Source organism: Corynebacterium marquesiae, assembly GCF_030229635.1.
GTDB lineage: Bacteria > Actinomycetota > Actinomycetes > Mycobacteriales > Mycobacteriaceae > Corynebacterium > Corynebacterium marquesiae.
Genome location: NZ_JASPII010000006.1, coordinates 85,144 through 110,074 on the forward strand (window position 1 = coordinate 85,144; position 24,931 = coordinate 110,074).

Sequence of the window (24,931 nt, forward strand, 5' to 3'; positions counted from 1 at the left end):
TTTAGCCAAATAAGGCAGCGATGGCCAGCATCGCAGGCAGCGACAGGAATGTAGTCAGAAAGACCGTATCCCGAGCCACGGTCTCTCCTATCTCATAGGTAGCGGCGTAGTTATACACATTCTGCGCCGTGGGCAAGGCCGCCAAAATCAATGCCGCATATAGCTCCGCGCCGTCTAGCCCCAGCGCTGCACCCACGGCCAGCGCAACAGCGGGCATGCCCACCAACTTCAACACCGTCGCGGTAATGGTGGGCAGACGGTCTTCTTCCAATAGCCCGTCGCCCTTTAAAGAGGCACCAAAGCTCATCAGGATCATAGGAATGGAAGCGCCACCCAATATCTCCAGCGGTTTCATCACCACATCCGGTACCTGCCACTGCGCTGCGGAGACGATAAATCCCGCCACCGCAGCTAACACCACCGGCGCGGTAACCCCCGAGACCACGGAGTTCCATATCGATTGCAGGCTCGTACCCTGTGCATTGAGTCCCGCGATGATAAACGGGGAGAGCACCGCCATCTGGAGAACCAAGGCTGGGATGACGTAGGTGGCATCACCAATGACATAGGTGGCAATGGGCAGGCCAATATTGACCGAGTTGTAGTAGCTCGCCGCAGCGGCACCCGCCATGGTTTCGGCGCCGCTGCGTGGAAAGAGTAGCCGGCTGGATAGCCAATACAACAGCATGGTGGCGACGGACGCAGCGGCGATCACGGCCACCACTGGGGACGCAAACGCGGAGGTATCGGATGTAGCCACGCTGGAAAAGATGAGTGCCGGAGTAGCCGCCCAGAAGGCCGTGCGATTGAATTGCAAGCGCGCCTCGCCCTTGCCAATGACACCCCTGTGGGCCAGCACAAACCCGACGCCTATGACTACGAAAATAATCGCAAACCCGGTCAATACGTCCAGCAACAGTCAATAACCTTTCGCAGTACTCTAAAAATGCGCGGTGAGGATATTGTCCCACCATCCGTAGTGCCCCAGAACACAGGGACCATAACAAAGTTGTATCGAAGTGCCTGCGCAGGCCAGAAACGCCTTTCGGCCTGCTGGCTACTTATGGCACGGTGGAGGGCATGAAGCTTTCTCACCGCGCAACCGTAGCCGCCCTGTCCACCGCTCTTGTCTTTACTGGTACCGCCACCGTGGCCTCTGCGCAGCCGGCCTTGCCACCGCAGATTCAGCAGGCTTCTTCGCAGGCTCAGGAGCTCTCTTCTGATCCTTTCGCCGCTGTGCAGGATTTCCGCCTCACCTTGCCACCGCAGGCTTATGAGCTGGCTGAGAAGAACAATATCTCGCTGCCAGAATTCCTGGCCAAGCCAGCGGGTCACGCACCCAAGGTCGCTGGTGAGTTGGGGACCGCCACCACCGCCCACCTCGAGAAGGCTGGGCACCGCAAGGACGCCCACGCCAGCGCCATCGCCCAGGAATGGGCCAACCAGGGTGCCGCCGGCAAGCTCGACTACAAGGGCGGGGTAGCCCACGGCCTGAATCACAAGGATGAAGGACAGGGTTCTGTTCACCGTCTCACCGAGCAGCAGGCACAAGACCGCCTGAACTGGTTCAACCGCGATGTTCCAGTCAATGCTGGTTCCCCACACGGCTTTGGCGTAGCAACTGCTTATGACGGAACCTACATCTACGTTGCGGAGTTCTTCCTCAACTAAACCGCATTCCACTAGTCCCGATTTCACCGCATTCGTGGTCTCCAACTGTGACGATGAAGAAGCTGCAAGGTGCCGGTAGAATCGGGGCATGATTTTGATCAACGTACAGTTCCACGTCAAGCCCGAATACGCAGAGACCTTCCTCGATGAAATCAATTGGTACACCGAGGCCTGCAATGCAGAGCCGGGCTGCATCGACTTCAAGTGGTTCCGCGATCCAGAAGATCGCCAGCGCTTCTTGCTGCTGGAGTCTTACGCAGACGGTAAGGACGTAGAGCACGTCCAGAGTGAGCACTTCCAGCGCTCCTGCGAGGAATTCCCGAAGTACCTCGTGGAAACCCCAGACATCATTAACGTTCACATCGAAGGCCGCACCGGTTGGGACAAGATGGGCGAATTCTCCGTCGATTAATCCCAACGAATAAAGCTCGCCCTCTACCGTGATGTAGAGGGCGAGCTTTTTCTATGCTTAGGTGCACCAGCGTCCTTCGCGCTCACAGCGGATGCTGCTGCTAGCGGAGCACACCTTCCGGTGAGCGCGAAGAGCGGGAGGGGAGGGAGCTAGGCGCTTTCCGATGCCCCGCCCCGCGCCGGTCTGTGCTTTACTGCGGCACGCACTGAGAGGATACAGTTTTGTCGCCAGTTGAATACTGCTTTAGAGCATCGTAGAAGGCATCCGAGTACTCGCCGGTGCGTTCCGGCATCGGGTGGACGCCATCGGAGTAGAGGATCTCCGGGTTGCTCTGAGCATGTCCGCACCAGTCAGCAATATATACGTTGTCGTATTCCTTGGCTGCGTCGAGGACATCTTGTTGGGATTGGGCCATCCATTCGCGGTCGCCATAGGGAACAGCCATGACAACGGTGTGGTCTTCGCCGATGATATCCAGCGCTTCCTTGATCTGGTCCGGGAAGGCAGGACCGTTAGTGCCAAACCCGAGGAAGACGGTATCGCGCAGCTGGCCGGAATCCTTGAGCTGCTGCAGAATCTGGATACCCGCAGTGTAGTGGCGGGATACATCTGCATCGACGTAAATCTGCGGGAAGCGTTGCTTGAGGGCGCCGCTAGCAGCCAGCATCACTGAGTCGCCGACAGCGGTGATGTCTTTGCCCTGCGGCATCGGGCGGGTCTTCTTATCCTTCGCGGCAGCCTTATCGTCGTTGTCCTCAGCAGGCGGCTGTGGGGCAGCATCATTCGGCTGCGCCGGGGCATTGTTGCTGCTCTGGTTCTGCTGCTGGAGCTGCTCCAGCTGCTGCTCTAACTCGGTCTTATCGCTGGAATTAACAACGCCGTAGACTACGCCGGCTACAGAGGCAATGACCAGGAATGGGACTACCGGCCACATGGTCTTGCCAAAGCCATCGCGCAATTCGCTAAACCCTGGACGGGAGGACCAGTAGGTCTTCCACGTCTTCTTATAGCCGCCGCGGCGGAAAGGATTCTCAATGAACTGATAGGAAATCTCGGACAGAAGCAGCGAGATCGGCACGGCTACAAGGCCTAGGATCCACGATTTATCGGAGTTCTGGTTGCCCTCGAAAAGCGCCTTGAGCATCATGATGACCGGCCAGTGCCAGAGATACAGCGAGAAGGAGCGCTGGCCAAACCAGCGCATGACCTTGGTCCTAAAGAGCGGGGTCATCGGGCCGTGTTCGCGAACCACGCCCCACACCATCAGGACACCAAGCACGCTAGTGAGGAAGAGTCCACCCCGGTAGGTGATCTCCGCGTCATCCGGCATGAGGAATAGCTGGGCACCGTAGCCGATGAGCGCCAAAGTGCCAATGATTCCGGCGATGCGCGATTCGGCTTTGCCTGCCGCTGCCCACGAGTCCGCCTGTGGGTCGGACTTGGTGGAGGTCATTAGCAAAGACAGCACGGCGCCAGTGAGCAGGCCAAAAGCATGGGTATCAGTGCCGTAGTAGACGCGCGTCGGGTCTTCACCCGGCACGTAAATGAGTGCCATGGCCACGGCGGAACCGATAGCTAAGACTGTGGCTACGAAGATGGGAAGCCGGCGCGGCTTGCGGCGAGAAATCAGGAAAACGCCAGTGATAAGAAGTGGCCAGATGACATAGAACTGCTCCTCCACAGCCAACGACCAATAGTGGGCAAAGACCTGAATCTCATTGTCCGCAAAGTAGGACTGGGAGGTGGCGATCTGCGTCCAGTTGTTGACAAAGAATAGGGTGCCTAAGAACTGCTGGCGCAAGCCGACCGCTAGGTCCCCGCCTATCCATGCCACCAAAGCGGTACACATGACTAGGACGGATACTGCGGCTGGGAGGATGCGCCGGAATCGGCGCACCCAGAAGTCCTTCAAGCTGATTGTGCCGGAGGTACGGAATTCGCGCACCAGCAACGAGGTGATGAGGAATCCGGAGAGGACGAAGAAGAGGTCAACGCCCAAGTAACCACCGGGAAGAAGGGAAGGGAAGAAGTGGTACAACACCACGGCAATAACCGCGAGGCCGCGCAGTCCATCCAGCCCCTTGACCTGGCGCAGGCGGGCGTGGCGCTTCTTTTTAACGACCTTGCTCTCCGGCGGCGTAGCCAGTGCTTCAGGATCCTTGGCCTGCTTTTGTAGCGGATACTTAGACTTAGTATCTACCTGCGTGGCCGAGGCCTGCTGTGATGCTGGCTTCTGCGCAGCTTGTTGTGGCTGGCGCGGTGCCGCCTTTGCCTGTGGCTTTTCAAGCGCTGGATGCTGCTTCTTCGACGGCTGTGCCTTGTCTCGCTTTTTCTCAGCGGCGACAGCGGCAGCGGCCGTACCCGCTCCAGCTGCTACAGTGCCTGTCGCAGCGGACTTGTCGGTCTTTGTAGGCGCCATCTTCGGAGCGGTTTGAGGCTCGGCCTTCTTCGGCTGGGGCGAATCAGGCTGTTGCTTTGCCTTGGGCTTTTGGGCAGCTCGCGACGGTTTTTGCTGAGCTGGGGTAGGAGTGCCCACCTGCTGCGATTTGCGAGCCAATCCGCGACTGATATCGGAGGGCTTAACCTGCGGGCGGCGCTTGGTTACCTTCTTGGCGTTGTCTTGAGGCGTCGTCTCCTTTGCCTTCGGCTGCGGCTGTTGCTTTTTCGCCTGTTGCGTGGGCAGGTTGCCCTTAGAGGGTGCGCCTTGCTGCGATTTCGGCTGGACTACCTTGTTTCCATTGTGGGCAGTCTGGTTTTGCGCCGCCCCAGCCTTCTGCTGAGAAGGATCAGATGCAGTCTTTGGCGCAGCTACCTTCGGCTTGGGGGTAGTGGTGCCCTTCTTTGGCGCTGGAGCGCTAGGGGCCGAGGCCGGTGGAGCAGCCTTTTGCTTTGCAGCGCCGGGAGTACGCGCTGATCCTTGGCCTTTGGAAGGTTGCGAGGGCTTCGACGGCTGCGCATTCTTCATCGGCGTTGGTTGCGGCTGTAGTTGCTCTTTTGCCGAGTTTGCCGGGACCTGCTTGGGGGAGCGTGGCTTTTGCGCTTGCTGCTGGCCGGTGGCCGGCTTGGATTTAGCCGGCTGGGATTTCTGCGGCTTTGCCGGTTGCGGGGAAGCCTTCTTCGCGCTGGAAGAAGAGGAAGGCTTGGGTGCCTGCTTCGGTTTCTCGGCGCTGGGGCGAGCCTGCTGTGCGGGCTTTACCGCGCCTTTCTGAGAGGGTTGGGTGACAGGCTTTGCGGCCGGCTTCGGGGAAGCACTGCGGGTCGAAGGGCTCTTTGGGGAGTTCTTAGAGGGGGTGGTGCTAAAGCTTGCGCCGCGGCGCGGTCGTTGAACCGGTTCGTGCGCTTTGCGCTGTGGCTTCTTGTCTTGAGCGGGCGAATCTTGTTGCTTTTTAACAGCTGCTTTGGGAGAGGATTCTGCCTTGGTTTCTTGTGCGGTGGATGGCTTGGCAGCAGATTTTTGGGCTGCAGGCTTGGCCTTCGGTGCCTTGGCTGCAGGCGATGGCGAGGTGGACTTAGGCTGCTGCGGTTTTGCGGAAGTGGCCTTGTGCGCCTGTGACTTTTCGGTGCTGGGGCGAGTGGTGTCCTTAGCCGCGGGCTTGGCGGCAGGCTTTGCATCTTTCGGTTTCGCAGCAGCAGACTTGGATTCGGAAGCCTGTGCAGGCTTCGTCGGAGTGGGCTTGCGCGCGGGTGCCTGCTTAGCCTGGTTCTTAGACTCGCCGTCCTTAGCGGTGCGGTCCTGGGGCTTGCCCTTCGGCTCGGTGGATTGCGCACCCGTGGTGGATTCGGTGTTGGCCGGTTTCTGGGGCGCAGAATCCTTTTTATTAGGGGTTTGGGGCGCACTGGTAGAGCCAGCTTTGGGCTGTACTGGCTGATAGACCGGTGTGCGTGGTTCATTCGAACGCCCAGGTTTCTTCTTCCCCAGCAGTGAGCGCAAAATTTGCTTCACAAAAACTCCCAAAGCACTACGTATATTTTCTAAGCGGACTATTTTAGCCTGCGCACCAGCACTTCTCCCCATGCGGGGGCGTAACGGTGCGGCGCGCGGGGCGGAGGCGAAAATTCGAGTCTACGACTCTTCGCTGTCAAAAAGCTGACGCAGAACTGTCATGACTCCATATTCGGTATTGGGTGGGGCAATGCGATCGGCGATTTCCTTCAACTTTGGGTGCGCATTTTCCATTGCGATCGCGGTGCCTGCCTCGCGGAGGAGCTCGTAGTCATTGAGGAAATCGCCAAAAGCGGCGGTACGAGGCATGGGAACCGAGAGGAGCTCCGCCATGGTCTGTAGCGCTACGCCCTTATTGACGCCAGCAGCCATGACATCGAGCCATACGGCGCCAGAGATGGCGATATTGTGTTCCGGTACGGCCGCAAGAAGGGGCTGGTGTAGATGCTTTTCGCTGCCGTCGGCGCAGTAAGCGGCGATTTTGATGATGTCCGCATCCAGTAGCGCATCGAGGTCATCTACCCATTCCACTGACCTGTAATACTTGGCAATCTCAGCGCGGGCCTGCTCGTCGGCGCCTTTGTGTACATAGGCGGTATCCGGCGTGCATAGCACTACGGTATGCGGGGTTTCGACAGACTGGAGTGCGGCCATGGCGGCACGCACGGCTGTGCCGGGCAGGGTAGTGGCGCTGATGACGCGATTATCATGGACGACCACGGAGCCATTTTCTGCGATAAAGGTGTCCTCGTGCGGAAACATCTCTTGCAGGGTGGCGAGCTGGCGGCCCGAGGCGGGTACAAGGGTCACGCCGAGCTGGTGGGCACGGGTGCTGATCGCGGCGAAATCTGGTGGAAGCTGCCCGTTGCCGTCCAGTAGGGTGCCGTCCATATCCAGGGCGATGAGCTGTGGGAGCAAAATTCCGAACCTATCTGTGAATTGGCTGATGGTGGATAGGTGCATGCGTTCTGTGTCACACTAGGGGTTATGACTAATACTGCACCTATCGTTTCCTCAATCCGTAACCATACCGGAGTCATTGAGCTCAACCGCCCCAAGGCTCTCAATTCCCTCACCCCGGAAATGATCCACCTCATTGCGGAGTCGCTGGCGCAGTGGCGCGACAACGATGAGGTGGAACAGGTGCTGTTTACCTCGACTAGCCCCAAGGCATATTGCGCCGGCGGCGATGTTCGCTACGCCCGCGAAGGGGTCAAGGAGGGCAAGGTGGATGAGGTCGATGCCTTCTTCGCCACCGAATACACGTTGAACGGTGATATCGCGGAATATCCCAAGCCCGTCATTGCGCTCATCGATGGCATCGCTATGGGAGGTGGCCTAGGTATCTCCGCCCATGGATCCTATCGAGTAGTTACGGATAAGACCTTTGCTTCTATGCCAGAGATGAATATCGGCTACGTCACCGACGTAGGCATGGCCTATGCCGCCCAGCGCGCGGTGGGAACGCGTGGGAAGGCATCGGCCGAGTTGGCGAAGTTCTGGGGGATTACCGGGTATCGCATGTACGCCGCAGATCTCCTGTGGAGCGGGCTGGCCACCCACTATGTGGCGGACGGCGAGGTCTTTGCTAACGCGGTTATCGAGAAGGGACTAGCCACGGCGCTATCCCAGCACGCCACCGCACCTAGCGGCGAGGTTCCCTTAGCCGAGTTTATCGACGCCATCGAGGACGCCTTTGCCCAAGACACCTGGCAAGACATTTCCGCGGCCTTGGAACAGTACCCAGAACTGAAAAAACTGGTAGAAAAGCTGACCGCGCAGGCGTGCCCTACCTCCATCGTGGCGGCCATGGAGCTGTTCCGCGCCGAGCAGGAGTGCAGCAGCATCCGCGAAGCGCTAGATATGGAGACCAACCTGGGTGCTTATATGTACCGCCGTGGGGACTTTGCCGAGGGCGTGCGAGCGGTCTTGGTGGATAAAACCAACGATGCGGCATTTGAGCCTGCCGCGCTTGCCGACGTCGACGTGGACGCCCTCCGCAGCGCCTTACACCTCCACCCCGCGAAATGATCCATAGGCGGCGCGGGCGCGATCGGCGTTGATCCATGAGGGAGGGGGCACCGACAGCGTCGCTTCGGTGGCTGCCGGAGTCGGCTCCGGGAGGTGTAGCTGTGGGGCGTCGAGCAGGACGAGGCCCACGCGGGCGTCGGCAAGCGTAGTGCCCGCGAGCGTCCAGATCCCCAAAATGGGCAAAGCTAGGTGCGGCAGCTGGTGTCCACGTGCCAGCGGAAGGGGAAGGTGCGGGCGCACCAATTCGGGCACGGCCTCGTCTATGCCAAAGCGCGCTAGGTTACCCGCCAACCGCGCCGCGGCGGTGTCCTTGAGCTTCGGATCCGCCCAGGCCCACGTGAATTCCTCGTCCGAAATGGTCGCGATAAGCACCGCATTGGCCGTCATCTGCCCGCCGCTGTAGGACACCGTGGCAGCGGCCTTATCCACATCGAGTTCTACCGTGGCATCTGGGAAGTTGCCTTGGAAAAACATCTGGCTTTCGGTGCTTAAGTAAAAGGCGTCCTCCAAGACGCGAGCGGCCGCCAAGCCCGGGGTAATGCTGGAAATCTTGTGCACCCGGGGGCTTGACTGTTCAAAACGCACCGTGGTGCCATCAGAAAAATGCAGGCAGGGCTCTTCCGCGGTGGACTCCATGTCCAGGTAGCGGGCAAGCGCGAGGGCCGGCCCCTTCTCGTCCGCTTCCGCGCTGCTGTGTTGGAGACCGCGCAGCAAAGTCTGGCGAAAGTCCAGGTAGGGATGGAAATCTACCGCAACGATGGCCACGTGCTTGCCCTGCTGGGCGCGCAGCACCGGCATGTTGCCTACGATAAGGGAGGCATAAGCAACCATTCGGTCGACGTCTGTGCTGGCCGTACCTGACTGCGGAAGGTCACCATAGTGCGCGGTAGCAGCGGTAGTCCAGTGCCAAGTGCCTGCGGCGATGACGGCGAGACGCACGCCACGGAAATCAGAAACGTGCCGCGCGGAACTTATCCTCGCCTCCACTAGCTGATCGGTGACAAAGTTGCCTTTATCGTCAGTGGAGGGGCCGAGGAAATTAAATTCCACGTCGGTCGCCTCCCCGATGCGGTCTTGAAATGCGGCATTAACGCCCGCTTGAATGAAGCGGGCGTTTTGCGCGGTGCTCGATATAGGGGCTTTCTTATCCATAACTATTGCCGAGCATACGGATTAAAGCGCCCATTAGGCTAGCTAGTCGATGGCGCGCACGGTGGCAAAGGCTGTGCGAACTATCTCATGCTTTGTGTGAGCGTCCAGTGATTCTTCGGCCTGGGAGCGGCGGTGGATTTCTTTCATGCTCATCGCACTGGCACCCGCACACGCTTGGAGAATGACCGCGATCTCAAAGCGCGACTTATCCGGGACGCGTTGGTGGAAAGCTTCCAAAACTTGGTCAGCTACGACTTGGAATTGTTGGCGCTTTTTCGAGGTATGGCTCAAGTTTTCTAAAGCCTCGCCAATGGTGAAAAGAGAGGTAAAAGAATGTAGCTCTTTGCCCTCGTTTTCGGTGGCATCGAGCGTTACCTGTTCGAGGAATTCAGAAATGGATGAATTAGGAAAGACAGTGGGTACTTCCTTGGAAAACTTGGCAAGCACATCGGTGCTAAAGGACAGTAGCGCATCTGCCACGGAGGAGAAGTAGTTGTGAAAGGTGCGCGGGGAGACCCCGACGGCCGCGGTGATGCCGGAGATCGTGGCGGCTTCGGCGCCACCGTCGAGGACGAGGCGCGCTGCCGCATCGGCCATGGCCTGACGCGTAGCCCGCTTCTTTTCTTCGTGCAGACTAGCCACGGTGTGTCTCGCCTACCTTCTCTCGTTGTGCGCGCAGGAGTTCCTCGCGGTCAGAGTGCAAGGCCTCACCTTCGATGTCCATGTTTGGCGTGATCTTATCCAACCAGCGCGGGAACCACCATGCCTTCTTATCTAGCACAAACATGGTAGCGGGAATGATCATCATGCGGACCACGAAGGCATCGATAAGCACTCCCGTAGCCAAGGCAAAGCCCATGGTCTTGATGAATGGCTCGTCCATCAAGATGAAGGCGGCAAAGACAGAAATCATAATAAGGGCCGCCGCTGTGACCACGCGGGCGCCGTGCTTAAAGCCATTGGAGGTGGCGTTGCCAGCCGTCTTGCCATTGACAAAGCCCTCGCGCATGCGGGTGACCAAGAAGACCTGGTAGTCCATAGCCAGGCCGAAGGTCAGGCCGATGAGCATGATGGGCAGGAAGGAAAGCAGCGGCTGTGGGTCATCGACGATGCCGAACATGCCTTCTTGCCAAATGGCTACGGTGATGCCGAAGGTGGCAGCCATCGAAAACGCGAATCCAGCAGCAGCGATGAGCGGTACCCAAATGGAGCGGAAGACCAGCATCAAGACGATGAAGGCCAGTCCCAGCACGATGGCTACGTATGGGATGAGCACGTTATTGAGGCGCTCAGAAATGTCATCGAAGATCGGGGTGATACCGGTAATGCCGTAGGAACCACCGGTCTTTTCAAACTCACCCTGGTAATCGCGCAGGTGGTTAAGGGTTTCTGTGGTCTCTTCGTCGGTCGCGCCAGTGGTAGGCGTAATCATGATCTGCGCAGCATCACCGTTGTCAGTGGTCTGCACGATCTGGGCGTTTTCTACGCCGTCATTGCCGTTGATCTCCTGCAGGAGATCTTGGAAGGCCGGCATGCGGTCCTGCTCGGGAACGTCGGCCACATCAACGAACGCGATCATCGGCGCATTCCGACCAGGGCCAAAGGCGTCTGCCGTAATCTCATAGGCCTCGCGCTGCGGGGTGCCGGGCTTTGCGGTGCCATCGGTAGGCATGGCTAGGCGCAGCTGGGCAAATGGTACGGCCAGGATGCCCAGCAATACGACGCCCGCGATAAGGTGCAGCCACGGCTGGGCACGCACACGGCGTACCCAGCGCAGGCCCATGGTGGGTTTTTCGTCCTCTGGGTCTGGAACCTTGGGGCCAGGCACGCGGCCGGCGAAGATCTTGGTGCCCAAAAGTCCCAGCAGGGCGGGAATGAAAGTATTGGCAACCAATACGGCGATGATCACTGTTGCCGCGGCGGCGATAGCCATGGTGCCCAGGAACGGGATGCCGATAATGGTCAGCGCGGCCAAGGCGATGACCACGGTGGTGCCGGCGAAGACAACGGAACCGCCCGCGGTGCCCAGCGCCATGCCCATGGCGTGGGCACGGGTGGCCTTATCCATCTTCTTGAGCTCTTGGGCCAGTTCCTTTGGCGAAAGATCGTTGAGGCCAGAGGAAGTGATGAGCTCGTTGCGGAAGCGGTTGACAATAAACAGCGCGTAATCGATGCCGACGGCCAGGCCAATCATGGAGGCCAACGTCGGGGTCATATCGGAAACGGTATCCGTAAAGACCGTGGATACCTGTACGCCGAGGATGCCGATGCCCACGCCGATGATGGCGGAAATTAACGGCATGCCAGCGGCTACGAAGGAACCGAAGGTAATCAGCAGCACGATTGCGGCGACGATGAGGCCGATAATCTCGGCGCTGCCACCCATCTCTTGGCCCGCGGAGCTAAAGGCGTTGCCCTGGTACTTCACGGTGAGCTCGCCCTCGTCGTACTTGTTGAGGACGTCCGTGACCTTGGTCATGTCCTCTTCTGGGATGTCCATGACTTCGTTGGCGTTGAAGGTAATAGTGACGGTACCGGTAGTTTTGTCCTCGCTGAGAGGGGAGAGCTGTTGCAGGTTCTTGTGAATCTGCTCCTCCGGCATGTGCTGGGCCTTCATCTTTTCGCCCATTTGCTTTTCCATGCCGGCTGCAGCCATCACCGGGCTGACCAGTTTGTCCTGGGCCTTGAGCGCGCCAGTGTCTTTGAGCTCGCTAAGGAGGTCATCTACCTTGCCGGCTACCTGTTTATCGGTGAGGTCTTTGCCCTCCGGTGCTTGGATGACCACCGTGCCTTCGGGAGCACTCATGGCATCGGTATCTTGGCCGAAGCGCTCCATCATTTTGTCTTGGGTGGTCGTGGAATCCATCTCCGGCATGGAGAAATTAGGGTTGGGGGACTTGGCAAAGCCGGCGGTAAGTCCCGCCATGGCCACCAAGACCATGAGCCAAAAGGCGAGGAATGGCCACACCTTGCGGTAGGACCAGCTACCTAGCCGGTAGAGGAATTTAGACATAAAAATGTGCTTTCTTGTGCAGTATGCGTGCAATGCTTTGCGCGCGGGTGACAGTGAATATGGAATCCGCGGGGAAAAATCTGCACCCCGTGCGAAACATTGCATAGTGTACGCAAAATTGCGGGATGTGGGCAAAGACGTGTGTGGTGGGCAATAGGAAGCTGCTCGTGAGATATACGGCTTGTGCCCTCGGGCGTATCGGCGATGGCGGTATGGGGCGGTAGACTGTCCGGCATGCTCCACGCCGTTAGTTTCGCCCTTCTGGATTCCGTCAATGCCTTACTTATTGGCATCCTTGTGGCCATCGGCATCATTTTGCCCCGCGGTAAGTATCGGCGCATTGCTGCATTGGTGGTAATAGGAGATTGGGTCGGGGTGCTCGTCGCAGCGGCAGTGGTGATGTTTTTGTTGCTAGGAGTCAAAGACCAAATTGAGGCCATTTTGAGCTCACCCATTGCTGGCTGGGTCCTTGTAGCAGTGGGCATTGCGGTGGCTTTCGGATCATGGCGATCTAAAGGGCAGCCCAATGCCTTAGTCAATCGGCTGCTAGAGCCGCTGCGGACGCCATCACCGATTACCGCACTCATCGGCTTCGTAATGGGTGTGGTGCAATCGCTGACCTCGGTGCCGTTTTATTACGGGCTCATGCACTTGGCTACCGAAGATATTGCTCCGGCCGCTCAGTACGGCGGCTTGGTGTGGTACGCCAGCCTTGCCCTGTCCCTGCCCACTGTCTGTGGCCTTTTTATTGCGGTGGTGCGCGCCCATCCCGAATCGGCTGCCGGCCGTCTTTTTGCCGCGGCGCGCGCCAATAGCACCCAGGTGGCGCTCTTTGGCGGCTACCTCGTGGCGGTCTTCCTCATCCTCATGGGCGTGCTTTCCCTTTAATCAAAGGTGACCTCATCCAGGCTCAAAGCCGCATCGGATTGGCTGCGCGCGCAGTCCACGTAGCGGGCAGCATGCGGAATGAAGGCTTGCGATTCCTCTGGGCTGAGCTCGCGGCGCACCTTGGCTGGCACGCCGGCGGCAAGGCTCCGCGGCGCAATGGTGGTTCCTTCCAGTACCACAGCGCCTGCCGCGATGAGCGAGCCGGTGCCAATAGTGCAGCGCGAGAGCAGCGAAGAGGACATACTCACCAGGGAACCGGCCTCCACATGCGCGGCATGGACCATCGCCATGTGTCCCACCGTGACATCATCTTCTAGTTCGCACGGCGTGTCCTCTTCTACGTGGAAGACGCAATTGTCCTGAATATTGCACCTAGCACCAATGCGAATCGCGCCCACGTCGCCGCGCAGGACACTGCCATAAAACACGGAGGAATCCGGGCCGATTTCTACATCGCCAATGATGGTGGCAGTGGGTGCAATCCACGCACTGCGGTGGATGCGCGGCTTCTTTCCAGCATAAGGCAAAAGCAGCATGTCAGTTCTTTCAGGAAACTATTCCACCACCACGGCTACGGCGGGGGAAAGCTCGTAGTCGCCGGGGTAGGGGAGGTTGTCTACGAGGGCGTCGGCAAGCGCGGGCGTCATCGGAATGACCCAGCCGTGCCGGGGATCTTTGATGGGCAAGGCTTCCTTTTTTACGGCGGGAAAATGCACCGTCGTGGTGGGAGAATCCAGCGTAGCTGACTCGCGGGCGCGGGCTACCTCGCGCAGTACCTCGGCGCCGGGCTGGTCAGTAACGACGATGATAAGCGGCCCTGCGGTGTGGATTTCCAGCCGGTCAATGTGGGCGGTGAGCGCCGCGGTATCTGGGCGGGCCAGGCGCGGGGACTGCGCGCCGGTCAGCCGGGTAAGTGCATCTTTTAATCCCATGGGAGCCCAGTCTAGTGAGCGCTCACGGTGATGGTGCGGCAGCGCTCCAAGTCGAAGTAGGCACGCTGCCCGGTGGCGGCAACGCGCTCGCGGGCCACAGATTCATCGTGGGTGACGGCCGTGGCGAGGAAGACGAGTGGACCATCGGGCTGGCGCCATGTGCCGAGATACCGCGCGCCGTGTTCCTTGGCTAAGGCCAAGGCTTTGCTCACCGCGGCTGGGGTAGGCTCCGTCACCCGCAGGAGCACCTTCCCGGTGGGGTTATAGGCGAACCCGGTGCGGGGCTGCTGGCCGGTTTCGATATCGAAGGTGCCTTCTTCGTCCGCGAGCAATTGCCGGAAAATGCGCTTCATTGGGCCCAGCGTAGTATGGGGCACCATGATTGACGCCAGTAACACCGCACTCGTTATTGAAGGCGGCGGCATGCGCAATTCCTATACGGCCGCCTGTATGGTCAAACTCATCGAAGAGGGCGTGGACTTTGGCTGGGTAGGCGGCGTCTCTGCCGGGGCATCGCACACCGTCAATTACTTGTCGCGCGATGCCCGCCGCGCCGAAGAGTCTTTTACGGACTTTGCTAAAAACCCTAGCTTCGGTGGCGTGGGTTCGCTGGTGCGTGGCACCGGGTATTTCAATGCCGAGTACATCTATGAGCGCGCAGCAGACAGGGATTTGCCCTTTGATTGGCAGTCCTACTGCGAGCATCCGGCCGATATGGTGCTTGCTGCAGCGCGCGCCGATACCGGCGAGTCTGTTTACTGGACTCGCCAGGACATCCACGCCCCGGAAGATCTCTTCGTGCGCGTGCGCGCTTCCTCCACGCTGCCGCTGATTATGCCGATGCGATTTATCGACGGCGCGCCGTACGTGGACGGTGCTTTGGGCTCTTCCGGTGGCATTACTATTGCGCAAGCAGAAGAGGCCGGATACGAGAAGTTTCTGTTTATTGGTACTAAGCCGCGCGGGTATGTGCGCCCGGAGGTCGCGCGCCCAGCCTTCGTCCGCCGCATCTTCCGCAGGTACCCCGCTATTGCCGACGCCCTCATAGCCCGCCCCGCCCTCTATAACGCAGCCAAAGATCGGCTTTTGGAGTTGGAGCGCCAAGGAAAGGCTTGTTTATTTTTCCCGGAAGATATGCAGGTGGCCTCCACCGAACGCAACGTACACAAGCTGCGGGCGAACTATCAGGCAGGGAAAGCCCAGACCTACACGGAGTGGCCACGGTGGAAGGAATTCCTCCTCGATTAGTTCACTATGAGCGTTAGCTGTGAGATGTGCCGCTGCTGGGGGTGGGTGGCCCCGGACGAAAAGGGTCTAAGCAGTAGCGATGCCATTGGTGGTCGTTAAAGAATGTGCCTTTCACGTGGAACTTTGCGGGAAAATGCCTAAAATATTCCAGCGTGTTAGCAATTTTTGATGGAAATATATGGCTGAGCATCTTTTTCATAGTGCTGCTCGGCACGCTATTTGGCATGATCCCCTTCGGTCCGCTGCGCTTTGGCGCGGCAGGCACGCTGTTTGTGGGCTTGGCCTTCGGCTCGTTTATTGACCTAGATAAAGACATCTTAAGCTCCCTGCAAGAGCTGGGCTTGGGACTCTTTATTTATATGCAAGGCCTGTCCGCCGGTGAGCGCTTCTTCAAGGGCTTTTCCAAGCAGATGAAGCACATGCTCACGGCGACCATTGCGATTGTGGTGGCCGCGGGCGCAGCCCTCCTCTTTGGTGGCATGCTGGGGCTGGATACCTTGGCTTCCGTTGGTGTATTTGCCGGCGCCACGACCTCGACGCCGTCGCTGGCAGTTGCCCAGCAACAAACCGGTGAAGAGCTACCCGCCGTGGGCTACTCGCTGGGCTATCCCGTGGGTGTGGCGGTGGCCATTTTGGTCGTGGCATTCCTGCTCAAGCAGAATTGGCCCGCCAAGCACGATAAGGACAATTCTGCCTCCAAGATCTTCCGCTCCCGCACCATTCGCGTTACCAAAGACGTGAACTACGATGATTTGGAAGAACAGTTCAAGGATCACTTTGTTATCGCTACCATTCGCCGCGGTAATAAGGTCCGGGTTGCCGGCGATCGCCCCGAACTGCGCAAAGGTGATATTCTGCGCGTGATGGTCACCAAGGCCAAGGCCCGTGAACTGACCCAAATGCTGGGCAAGCGCCAGCCGCAAACTCCGTTCGTGGATAAGCGCCTGGTCATCGAAACCGTGGCTATTTCTAACCAAGATATTGCCGGCCGCACCGTTGAGGAGCTCAATCTGTTCTCCCGCTATGGCGGTCGTATCGTGCGCGTGCAGCGCGGCGATGAGGAATTCTTGGCCAATAATGAAACTCACCTGGCTTCCGGCGATATCCTCGAGCTCATCGTGAAGTTTGACCGCTTGGGCGATATCCAGGATTACTTCGGCGACTCTATTAAGTCCTACTCCGAGCTGAACTGGGTAGCGTTGGGCGGTGGCCTCTTCTTGGGTTACCTGCTGGGCCAGGTCGTGGTTCCGATGCCAGGTGGTGCTTCTTTCGAGCTGGGCTTCGCGCTCGGCCCGCTGATTACCGGTCTTATCCTCGGTGCGCTGCACCGCACCCGCCGCATTCCATGGCAGGTGCCGGCCTCCATTAATACCGCCTTCCAGCAGTGGGGCCTCGTCATCTTCTTGGCGTCTGTGGGCCTCTCATCCGGCGAGGCATTCTTGTCCACCGCCTTCTCCTGGATGGGTCTGAAGTGCATGATCCTCGCCGCCATTGTCACCGTGGTGGTTTCGGTCCTATTCGCTGTAGCGAATCGCTTCATGGGTCAGTCCGAAACCCGTACCTCTGGCGGACTTTCTGGCATCTTTGCTCAGCCGGCCGTGGTCAATTACGCCACGGGGCTGAGCTCCGACTCGCGCATCATGACCGGTTATGCGGCCACCATTGTGGTGGGGCAGGTGGTCAAGATTGCCGTTGTCCCTGTGATGTTGATGGTTTGACACGCAACGGAAAAGGCCGCTTCCCAGAACGGGAAGCGGCCTTTTCCTCTGGTATGTGGACCTGTGTGGTTTCTAATCCGCCACGAGGGTTTCCATGGTGAGCTCTGGGTGTTCCTTCTCAATGAAGGCGAGCTTCCACTTATCGCCAAAGAGCGCGATGAGCTCGCCATCTTGGCGGGTGAAGATTTCTACGCCGCGCTGACGCCCGAGCTCTGGGGCGGATTCGGCATCGGTGCGGCGAGCCACGGAATAGGGAATAGGCTCGGTGACGGTTTCCACGTTGTATTCGAACTCCATGCGGGCCTGCATGACCTCGAACTGCATGGGGCCGACCGCCGCCATGACCGGGGAAGCATCGCCACGCGCCTCGTTCTTGAGAATCTGGACCACGCCCTCGGCCGCCAGCTGCTCCAGTCCCTTACGGAAGGCCTTGTACTTGCCAAGCGACTTCGCGCGCAGAATGCGGAAGGCCTCCGGCGCGAACTGCGGCATGGGCTTGAATTGCACCTTCTTGCCGGAATAGATGGTGTCACCAGGGGCGAGCGAGCCGGCGTTGACCAAGCCTACGATATCGCCCGGATAGGCGGTGTCCACGGTATCGCGCGTGCGACCAAAGACAGTCAGGGCGTACTTGGTGGAAAAGCTGCGGCCGGACTGGGCGTGGTTGACCTGCATGCCGCGCTCGAATTCACCGGATACCACGCGCATAAAGGCCAGATTATCGCGGTGCTTTTGGTCCATGCCTGCCTGGACCTTGAAGACGACGCCAGAGAAGTCATCGCTAACCTCGCGGACTTCATCAATGGCGCTGGTGGCAGCCTCAACTGCCTTCGGATCGGAGTCCCGCGAGTGCGGAGCCGGGGCAATGGCACACAGCGTATCCAGGATTTGGTGCACACCAAAGTTCAGCATCGCAGACGCAAAAATAAGCGGGGAGGTCACGCACTGCTCGAAAAGCTCCTGATCATGCAGGGCACCATCGGCGGCGAGGAGCTCGGCTTCCTCGACTGCGGTTTCCCATACATCTGCTTCCTTCTCCCCGGCGGCATCCGGAGCAAAGTGTTCCTCTGGGGCGATGGTAGAACCACCGGCGGTGCGGATGAAGTGGATATACTCATCGGCCTCGCCATCATCATTGATATGCGCCAGGCCGCGGAAGTCACCGGCGATGCCCACCGGCCAGTACAGCGGGGTGGGCTGCAGCTGGATTTCGTTGACGATTTCGTCGACAAGCTCTAGGGGCTCACGGCCCACGCGGTCCCACTTATTGATGACGGTAACGATAGGCAGGCCGCGGGCCTTGCACACGCGGAAGAGTTTGAGGGTCTGGGGCTCGAGGCCCTTGGCAGCGTCGATAAGCATGACTGCCGCATCCACCGCAGTGAGCACGCGGTAGGTATCCTCCGAGAAGTCCGCGTGGCCCGGGGTATCGACCAGATTGATCATGTAGGGCTCGCCCTCGTGGCCCTCCGGTGCATATTCGAACTGCAGCGCCGAGGAAGCCACGGAAATGCCGCGGTCCTTTTCCATATCCATCCAGTCAGACACGGTGGACTTGCGGTTGCCCTTGCCGTGGACCGCGCCGGCTTCATTAATAACGTGTGCATGCAGCGCCAGCGCCTCCGTCAGCGTGGACTTACCAGCATCCGGGTGGGCGATAACGGCAAACGTGCGGCGGCGCGAGGCCTCAGAAACGACAGAACTCATGCGGCATAGTCTAGTGGTTTCGCGCTACCACTCCACATTGAGGCGGCGCCCCAAATCATCAAAGACGCGGCGAGCTACCGACAGCTTCTTCGCAATGGGGCGCTGCAGGCCAGGTTTGCGCTTGTCGTTGTAGTATTCGCCGGATTCAAAGTGGATTCCCTCGGTGCCGGTCAAATAGTAGGCGAGGTTATCGCCGCCTTCTGCAGGCGTGCCAAAGGTCTTGCCAATCAGCCCGGAATACATCTTGGACATTAGGCCAGTAGAAGACTTGGAAAAGTCCGTGGCAAGCACGCCGGGGTGGAAGGAGGCCGCATTAAGCCCGTGGGCATCGATATAACGGGTGAGCAGGATATCGCCCAACTTGGCGTTGCCGTAGGCGCGCTCGGGGCTGAAGTGCTCTAGCGTAGTGGGATCGCTGAGATCGAATTTAGACATAAGGAAATTGGCTAGGGAAGCCGTTTGGACCACGTTCGCGTTATCCGCGCGCAGCTTATCCCGTAGCAGTGAGGTCAATAGAAAAGGCGCGACCACGTTGACCTGCCAGGTGCGCTCAAATCCATCGGCGGTGGTGGACGGGCCATCAAAAATGCCGCCGGCATTATTGCCCAGGGCGTGGATGTGCTCTAAGCCTTCCAAATCCTGTGCCAAGCGGCGTACCTGGCCCAGGGATTCGAAGTCCGCTAGGAAGTACTGGCCTTCGACTTCCTCGGCCATCGCGCGGGTCTTTTCCGGATTGCGGCCGATGATAACCAGGTTGTCTTGCGGCCGGGTGCGGTGCAGCTGACGAGCTGCCGCGGCCCCCAACCCGCCGGATGCGCCGGTAATCACAATGGTCTTGGCAGTGCTATTGGGCGAAGTCATAACACCAATGCTAACCGTCCACCGAGGGGTAGTGCCGGCCAGCAGTTTCCCTGCGTCGAAAGCAGGTCTATACTTCCGCTGGTGAAACACTTGCTTTCCATACGGCAGTGGGGCCCGGCGCGATTGACCGCGGCTGGCTTCCTTGTGCTGATTCTGGTGGGAACGGTTTTGCTCATGCTGCCGTTCGCCGAGGCCGGCACCGCCCGCGCTTCCTTCCTGTCTGCCTTGTTTACTGCTACGTCTGCGGTCTCGCTTACCGGCCTCATCGTGGTGGATACCGGCAGTTTTTGGAGCCCGGCCGGCCAGGTCATCATCGTGGCGCTTATACAACTGGGCGGACTGGGCATCATGTCGCTCGCTTCGCTATCTGGCCTGCTATTTACCGGCCGGATTAGCTTTAAGGCGCGCAAAACCGGCGCTTATGAGGGGCGCCCTATCGCCCCTGGTGGTATCCGCAAGACGCTGATTTTTACCTTCGCATTTACCGCGGTAGCTGAGAGCATCATCGCCGTCATTGTGGCTGCGCGCTTGATGATTGGCTATGGGCATTCCTTTCCGCGCGCAGTATGGGAGGGCATCTTCCATGCGGTTTCTGCGTTTAACAATGCGGGGTTTAGCACCAATAGCGATAACCTGGTGCCCTTTGTTTCTGATGCCTGGATTTTGCTGCCCTTGGCCGCCGCCTTGATTGGTGGCGGTTTAGGTTTTCCGGTGTGGGCGGAGTTGGCGCGGTTGGTACGCCGCGATCGCCATGTGGTCCACCGCATTTCCATTACCGCCCGCATGACCCTAACGGCCACAATCGTGCTCCTGCTCGCCGGCGGCGTCTTTTTCGCATGCATGGAGTGGACCGGACTTTTGTCCTCGATGCCGCTGGGGGATAAATTGCTCAACTCTTTCTTTGCCGGCGCTTCTCCGCGCACGGCGGGGTTTAATGCCATCGATTATGGCCAGGCACACCCCATTACACTGATGGGCACCGATATTTTGATGTTCATCGGTGGTGGCTCTGCCGGTACCGCCGGCGGCATTAAGGTCACCACCGCTTGTGTGCTCTTGGCAGCCATGGCAGCAGAATTTATGGGCCGGGAAACCACCACCATTGGGCACCGTAGCCTTCCGCGATCGGTGACCCGCCAGGCGCTGGCGCTGAGCTTTGCCGGGGTCATGGTGGTCACGCTGGCCGTGGCGGCGCTGCGCTTTTTCGATCCGGAGTTTAGCGGTGATCAAGTGTCCTTTGAAGTGCTCTCCGCTTTCGCTACGGTGGGCTTGTCCACCGGAATTACCGCAAGCCTGTCTGCGCCCTCGCAGATTGTGCTATGCCTCATCATGTACTTGGGTCGCATTGGCCCAACCACCTTGGTAGCAGCGCTGGCGGCGAAATCTGTCAGCCGGCGCTATAGCTTCCCCGAAGAAAGGCCGTTCCTTGGCTAATATTCTCAAGGCGCTGGGACGCTCCCGCGCCGGCATCGATATTCCACCCGTCGTCGTTATTGGGTTAGGCCGATTTGGTTCCTCGCTTGCTCATGAGCTGATGGCCAATGGCGTTGAGGTCCTCGGCATCGACTCCAGCGAAAAGCGCGTGCGCGAAGAAGCTCCTTACCTCACGGAGAGCATTGCGGCCGATACCACTGACCCAGAGGCCTTGCGCCAGCTGGGCGTGGAGGAGGTCGAGCGCGTCATTGTCGCCATCGGCTCCCATTTGGAAGATTCCATTCTTACCGCATCTAACCTGGTGGAGCTGGGGGTGAAAGATATCTGGGCCAAGGCTGATTCGGAGGCACATGCGCGTATTCTCAGCCAGATTGGTACCCACCATGTCATCCGGCCCGAGCGTGATACTGGCCGCCGCGTGGCTTACCTGTTGGGCGGGCGTTTCCGTGATTTTGCGGAGATTGCCACTGATTATGGCGTGACCCAGATGGCCGTTCCTAGTTCATTGGTGGGCCGGCCGCTCGACCTTTCTGCCATCTGGCGCACGCACCGCGTGCAATTGGTCTCTGTGCGCCGCGCGGAAGGGGAGTGGGCCCCGCTTGCCGACGCCACCGAGCTCACCCCCACCGATTTCATCGTCGCCGCCGGCAGCCCCCAGGCCCTAGAAAAATTTTCCCAGTGCTAGCGCGAGTGGATCTGGTTCTGGGCCTTGCCTAACCCGTCTGTCACGATGAGGCGGGCGGCCTCGGCCGCGGTGGCGATGGCGTCATCAAAGCCGGCGCCCGCATCCACGGGGCCCAATACGTAATCCGGAATGGACGATCCCTTGGGTGGTCGGGCAATACCAATGCGCACGCGCAGATAGTCGCGGGTGCCCAAGCGCTCCGTGAGCGACTTGAGTCCGTTGTGCCCATTTTCATTTCCGCCCTGCTTGATCCGGATCTTATTGGCCGGAAGGTCCAGCTCATCGTGGAGAACAATGATGTGATCTGGGGCGATGCCTAGCTGCTGGGCCAGCGGCGCTACTGGATCGCCAGAAAGATTCATAAAGGTTCCTGAACGCACGGCAAGTACTTTCTGCCCCGCCCAGCTAAGTGGCGCGACCTGCATATCCATCCCACGTACCGGCTCAAGCACGTCTCCGTCTGCGGCTAATAGATCATCGATGGCCATATAGCCCACATTGTGGCGGGTAGCGGCATACTTCGCGCCGGGATTGCCCAAGCCCACAATAAGCCACTCCGCCTCTAGCTCGTCCGGATTGAGGCCTGGTGTGGGTTTATTCTTCGAGCCAAAGAACCGCGCGAAAAAATCTCCTAAAGGTGCCACTGCACTAGCTTCCTCTCTCAGTAGGGTGGGGTGCTATGAGTCAGGTTATAAGCTCCCTTTCCCGTAGCGTAATCCCCGCGCCCATGGCCGGCGGTCCCACCACCCCGGAACTAGTGCGCGCCGCCCATGCCGCCGGCTCTTTTGGCACCTTAGGTGTGGGCTCTGCGAGCATAGACACTGCCCGCACACAGATTGACCAGTGTGCCGGCATTCCGTTTGGAGTAAACCTCTTTTGCCCACAACAGCCGCTTTCCGGGGCACAACGTACCGCCGCACGCGAGCTGGCGGAAGCAGAAAACCAGCCATTGCCCGATCCCGATTACTCCTTTGGCTTTGCAGAGAAGCTGGATCTAGCGCTGCGCGGTGGCGCCCGCGTGGTGTGGTCCATGTTTGGAACCTTCACACCCGAACAGATAGAGCGAATCCACGCCGCGGGCGCAGAGGCCTGGACCACCGTAACCACTTCTGCGGAGGCAACCGCGGCCGCACGTCGGGGCGCCGACGCGCTCTGCGTCCAAGGCCCGGCCGCCGGCGGCCATCGCGGAACCTGGGATTTAGCCGCGACTCCCGATTCCCGGGACTTGGAAGAGCTAGTGTCCGATGTGCATACCGCAGCCCCTGATCTTCCTCTCATCGCTGCTGGCGGCCTGCGCACTGCAGACGATATAGCCACCGCTATGTCCTGGGACGGCGTCGGCGCATGTTCCTGCGGTTCCGCATTTTTGCTCACCGAAGAGGCGGGAACGAGTGACTACAACCGGCAGCTACTGCGCCGTGGTGGGCAGACCGTGTCTACCCGTGCTTTCTCGGGCCGCTTTGCCCGTGGATTAGAAACTCAGTACACCCGCAGTCATCCCAACCTTTCACCGGTTTATCCGCTCTTGAATCCTGTGCTTAAGGAACGCCGTGCGCAGCACGATGATGCCGTAGCTTATTGCCTCGTAGGAACCGAAGTGGAGAAAATAAACGGGGGTACTGTGGCCAACATCCTGAACGAACTATGCCAAAACCCACAGTAGTAGGCGCTAATATTTATGTTTGAAGATTTAATGCCACCCCCGTGACAGAAAAGGAATGAATTACGTGACTGCGAACGCACATGTTGGCCATGATGATTGGAACGAGCGCCTCGAGCTGGCGCAGCAGATGATTCCGCTCATTCACCAGCTGCACCGCAACAATAACGTTGTCACCACCATCTTCGGCCGCCCACTGGTGGGCCAGACCGATATCGACATCATCAAGTCTCACCGCTATGGCCGCCGCATCGCGCAGCGCCACCTGTCCACGGCGGAGACCCTGCCTATCCTGGTGGAATTGGCAGACATGAACCTGGGTGCCGCAAGCGTCGACCTCGGCCGCTTGGTCCTCGGGTGGGAGGAGTCCAACGAGGAAAACCTCCGCATGTACTTGGAAGGCGAGCTGTGCGAGATCGTCGGTGCCGGCGTTGACCTAGAGACCACCGACGTCGTCCTCTACGGCTTCGGCCGCATCGGCCGCCTGTTGGCCCGCCTGCTCGTCGCCCGCGAGGCAGCATATGGTGGCGTTCGCCTGCGCGGCATCGTCCTGCGCAAGAAGGGCGACGGTGACATCCTCAAGCGCGCTTCCTTGCTGCGCCGCGATTCCGTCCACGGTGCTTTCAACGGCACCATCTCCGTGGATGAGGAAAACGAGGTCATTTGGGCCAATGGCACCAAGATCCAGATGATTTACGCAAACGATCCGTCCGAGATTGACTACACCTCTTATGGCATCAACAACGCCATCTTGGTAGATAACACCGGCGCATGGCGCGACCGCGAGGGCCTGTCTCAGCACCTTAAGGCCAAGGGTATCTCCCGCGTGCTGCTGACCGCGCCGGGCAAGGGCGATATCAAGAACATCGTCTACGGCATCAATAACGACAACATCGCCGATGAGGATCAGATTCTCTCCGCTGCATCCTGCACCACCAACGGCATTACCCCGGTTCTCAAGGTCATCAATGACCGCTACGGTGTAACCCACGGCCACGTGGAGACCGCGCACTCATTCACCAATGACCAGAACCTCATCGATAACTACCACAAGGGCGATCGCCGCGGTCGCGCCGCAGGCCTGAACATGGTGCTTACCGCTACCGGCGCAGCCAAGGCTGTGGCTAAGGCTCTACCGGAATTTGAGGGCAAGCTCACCGGCAATGCCATCCGCGTTCCTACCCCGGACGTGTCCATGGCCGTGCTCAACCTCGAGCTGTCCAAGGAAGTAGAGCGCGATGAGGTCAACGACTTCCTGCGCAATGTTTCTTTGCACTCCGACCTGCGCCAGCAGATTTCCTACATTGCCTCCCCAGAGGTTGTTTCCTCTGACTTCATCGGCAATACCCACGCCGGCATTGTCGACGGCGTTGCTACCATCGCCTCCGGCAAGCACCTGGTGCTGTACGTGTGGTACGACAACGAGTATGGCTACTCCAACCAGGTAGTACGCATCGTAGAAGAGCTGGCACACACCCGCCCGGTTGTTCTGCCGAAGCGCGTATCTCCTTCTGAGCTTTAAGCTCACCTAGCTCTGGCCCGCGGCTTAACCGCGGGCTTTAGTCGTTTTATCCTT

22 protein-coding genes are annotated in these 24,931 nt (G+C 59.2%); 10 read left to right on the top strand and 12 right to left on the bottom strand.

Annotated elements, in window-relative coordinates:
* Window position 1: 1 nt before the first annotated feature.
* Window positions 2–916 carry an AEC family transporter gene (locus QP971_RS05575; protein WP_284811044.1) on the bottom strand — a complete coding sequence of 305 codons (915 nt, stop codon included), beginning with the start codon at window positions 914–916 and terminating at the stop codon, window positions 2–4.
* 164 nt (window positions 917–1,080) lie between these two features.
* Here QP971_RS05575 and QP971_RS05580 point away from each other — a divergent pair, with 164 nt between their 5' ends.
* Window positions 1,081–1,671 (top strand): hypothetical protein, encoded by a 591-nt coding sequence (locus QP971_RS05580; RefSeq protein ID WP_284811043.1) that lies wholly within the window; start codon window positions 1,081–1,083, stop codon window positions 1,669–1,671.
* An 88-nt stretch (window positions 1,672–1,759) separates the two neighbouring features.
* Window positions 1,760–2,083, top strand: a complete 324-nt coding sequence (locus tag QP971_RS05585) for a putative quinol monooxygenase (protein WP_005323747.1) — start codon at window positions 1,760–1,762, stop codon at window positions 2,081–2,083.
* 190 nt (window positions 2,084–2,273) lie between these two features.
* Here the strand turns inward: QP971_RS05585 and QP971_RS05590 are convergent, their stop codons facing one another.
* Both QP971_RS05590 and QP971_RS05595 read right to left on the bottom strand, forming a co-directional pair.
* Window positions 2,274–6,026, bottom strand: coding sequence for an acyltransferase family protein (locus QP971_RS05590; RefSeq protein ID WP_284811042.1), 3,753 nt, complete (start codon window positions 6,024–6,026; stop codon window positions 2,274–2,276).
* Between the two features lie 120 nt (window positions 6,027–6,146).
* Window positions 6,147–6,989 (bottom strand): HAD family hydrolase, encoded by an 843-nt coding sequence (locus tag QP971_RS05595; RefSeq protein WP_284786517.1) that lies wholly within the window; start codon window positions 6,987–6,989, stop codon window positions 6,147–6,149.
* 24 nt (window positions 6,990–7,013) lie between these two features.
* On the opposite strand from QP971_RS05595, the gene QP971_RS05600 reads away from it, so the two are divergent.
* Entirely contained in the window at window positions 7,014–8,057 is a 1,044-nt protein-coding gene (locus QP971_RS05600; RefSeq protein ID WP_284791857.1) for a 3-hydroxyisobutyryl-CoA hydrolase, read from the top strand.
* On the opposite strand, the gene QP971_RS05605 is transcribed toward QP971_RS05600, so the two are convergent.
* The 3 genes from QP971_RS05605 to QP971_RS05615 are packed head-to-tail and all read right to left on the bottom strand — an operon-like array spanning window position 8,034 to window position 12,222.
* Entirely contained in the window at window positions 8,034–9,209 is a 1,176-nt protein-coding gene (locus QP971_RS05605) for a DUF6882 domain-containing protein (RefSeq protein WP_284791856.1), read from the bottom strand. The two genes, QP971_RS05600 and QP971_RS05605, sit on opposite strands and share 24 nt — an antisense overlap.
* A gap of 42 nt (window positions 9,210–9,251) precedes the next feature.
* A complete protein-coding gene (locus QP971_RS05610) occupies window positions 9,252–9,851 on the bottom strand; it encodes a TetR/AcrR family transcriptional regulator (RefSeq protein ID WP_284811041.1) in 600 nt (199 codons plus the stop codon).
* Window positions 9,844–12,222 (bottom strand): MMPL family transporter, encoded by a 2,379-nt coding sequence (locus QP971_RS05615; protein WP_284811040.1) that lies wholly within the window; start codon window positions 12,220–12,222, stop codon window positions 9,844–9,846. Before QP971_RS05615 ends, QP971_RS05610 begins: the two co-directional genes overlap by 8 nt.
* Window positions 12,223–12,456: 234 nt before the next feature.
* Here QP971_RS05615 and QP971_RS05620 point away from each other — a divergent pair, with 234 nt between their 5' ends.
* Window positions 12,457–13,110, top strand: a complete 654-nt coding sequence (locus QP971_RS05620) for a hypothetical protein (protein WP_284811039.1) — start codon at window positions 12,457–12,459, stop codon at window positions 13,108–13,110.
* Here the strand turns inward: QP971_RS05620 and QP971_RS05625 are convergent.
* From QP971_RS05625 to QP971_RS05635, 3 genes are read right to left on the bottom strand one after another with little or no spacing between them, the layout of a single operon-like run.
* Window positions 13,107–13,646, bottom strand: coding sequence for a gamma carbonic anhydrase family protein (locus tag QP971_RS05625; RefSeq protein WP_284811038.1), 540 nt, complete (start codon window positions 13,644–13,646; stop codon window positions 13,107–13,109). The two genes, QP971_RS05620 and QP971_RS05625, sit on opposite strands and share 4 nt — an antisense overlap.
* Window positions 13,647–13,664: 18 nt before the next feature.
* On the bottom strand, window positions 13,665–14,042 hold the full coding sequence (locus tag QP971_RS05630) for a hypothetical protein (RefSeq protein WP_284811037.1): 378 nt from the start codon (window positions 14,040–14,042) through the stop codon (window positions 13,665–13,667).
* Window positions 14,043–14,053: 11 nt separating this feature from the next.
* Window positions 14,054–14,395: a hypothetical protein gene (locus tag QP971_RS05635; protein WP_225747272.1), complete on the bottom strand. Its 342-nt coding sequence runs from the start codon at window positions 14,393–14,395 to the stop codon at window positions 14,054–14,056.
* A gap of 25 nt (window positions 14,396–14,420) precedes the next feature.
* On the opposite strand from QP971_RS05635, the gene QP971_RS05640 reads away from it, so the two are divergent.
* Complete coding sequence (locus QP971_RS05640; RefSeq protein ID WP_284811036.1) at window positions 14,421–15,290, top strand: patatin-like phospholipase family protein; 870 nt, start codon at window positions 14,421–14,423, stop codon at window positions 15,288–15,290.
* A gap of 152 nt (window positions 15,291–15,442) precedes the next feature.
* Window positions 15,443–17,008 carry an aspartate-alanine antiporter-like transporter gene (locus QP971_RS05645; protein ID WP_284811035.1) on the top strand — a complete coding sequence of 522 codons (1,566 nt, stop codon included), beginning with the start codon at window positions 15,443–15,445 and terminating at the stop codon, window positions 17,006–17,008.
* Window positions 17,009–17,080: 72 nt separating this feature from the next.
* Here QP971_RS05645 and QP971_RS05650 read toward each other — a convergent pair whose 3' ends face one another.
* Together QP971_RS05650 and QP971_RS05655 are read right to left on the bottom strand one after the other, a co-directional pair.
* Window positions 17,081–18,715, bottom strand: a complete 1,635-nt coding sequence (locus tag QP971_RS05650; protein WP_239273891.1) for a peptide chain release factor 3 — start codon at window positions 18,713–18,715, stop codon at window positions 17,081–17,083.
* 24 nt (window positions 18,716–18,739) lie between these two features.
* Window positions 18,740–19,576 (bottom strand): SDR family NAD(P)-dependent oxidoreductase, encoded by an 837-nt coding sequence (locus QP971_RS05655; RefSeq protein WP_284811034.1) that lies wholly within the window; start codon window positions 19,574–19,576, stop codon window positions 18,740–18,742.
* Window positions 19,577–19,657: 81 nt separating this feature from the next.
* Here QP971_RS05655 and QP971_RS05660 point away from each other — a divergent pair, with 81 nt between their 5' ends.
* Window positions 19,658–21,010 carry a TrkH family potassium uptake protein gene (locus QP971_RS05660; protein ID WP_284811033.1) on the top strand — a complete coding sequence of 451 codons (1,353 nt, stop codon included), beginning with the start codon at window positions 19,658–19,660 and terminating at the stop codon, window positions 21,008–21,010.
* Entirely contained in the window at window positions 21,003–21,695 is a 693-nt protein-coding gene (locus QP971_RS05665) for a potassium channel family protein (protein ID WP_239273894.1), read from the top strand. Before QP971_RS05660 ends, QP971_RS05665 begins: the two co-directional genes overlap by 8 nt.
* On the opposite strand, the gene pth is transcribed toward QP971_RS05665, so the two are convergent.
* On the bottom strand, window positions 21,692–22,339 hold the full coding sequence (pth, locus tag QP971_RS05670; RefSeq protein ID WP_284786532.1) for an aminoacyl-tRNA hydrolase: 648 nt from the start codon (window positions 22,337–22,339) through the stop codon (window positions 21,692–21,694). The two genes, QP971_RS05665 and pth, sit on opposite strands and share 4 nt — an antisense overlap.
* Window positions 22,340–22,374: 35 nt before the next feature.
* Here pth and QP971_RS05675 point away from each other — a divergent pair, with 35 nt between their 5' ends.
* Window positions 22,375–23,358 carry a nitronate monooxygenase gene (locus QP971_RS05675; RefSeq protein ID WP_284786533.1) on the top strand — a complete coding sequence of 328 codons (984 nt, stop codon included), beginning with the start codon at window positions 22,375–22,377 and terminating at the stop codon, window positions 23,356–23,358.
* 64 nt (window positions 23,359–23,422) lie between these two features.
* The gene (locus tag QP971_RS05680; protein WP_408926583.1) at window positions 23,423–24,877 is read left to right on the top strand and encodes a glyceraldehyde-3-phosphate dehydrogenase; all 1,455 of its coding nucleotides are present in this window, start codon (window positions 23,423–23,425) and stop codon (window positions 24,875–24,877) included.
* Window positions 24,878–24,931: the final 54 nt, after the last annotated feature.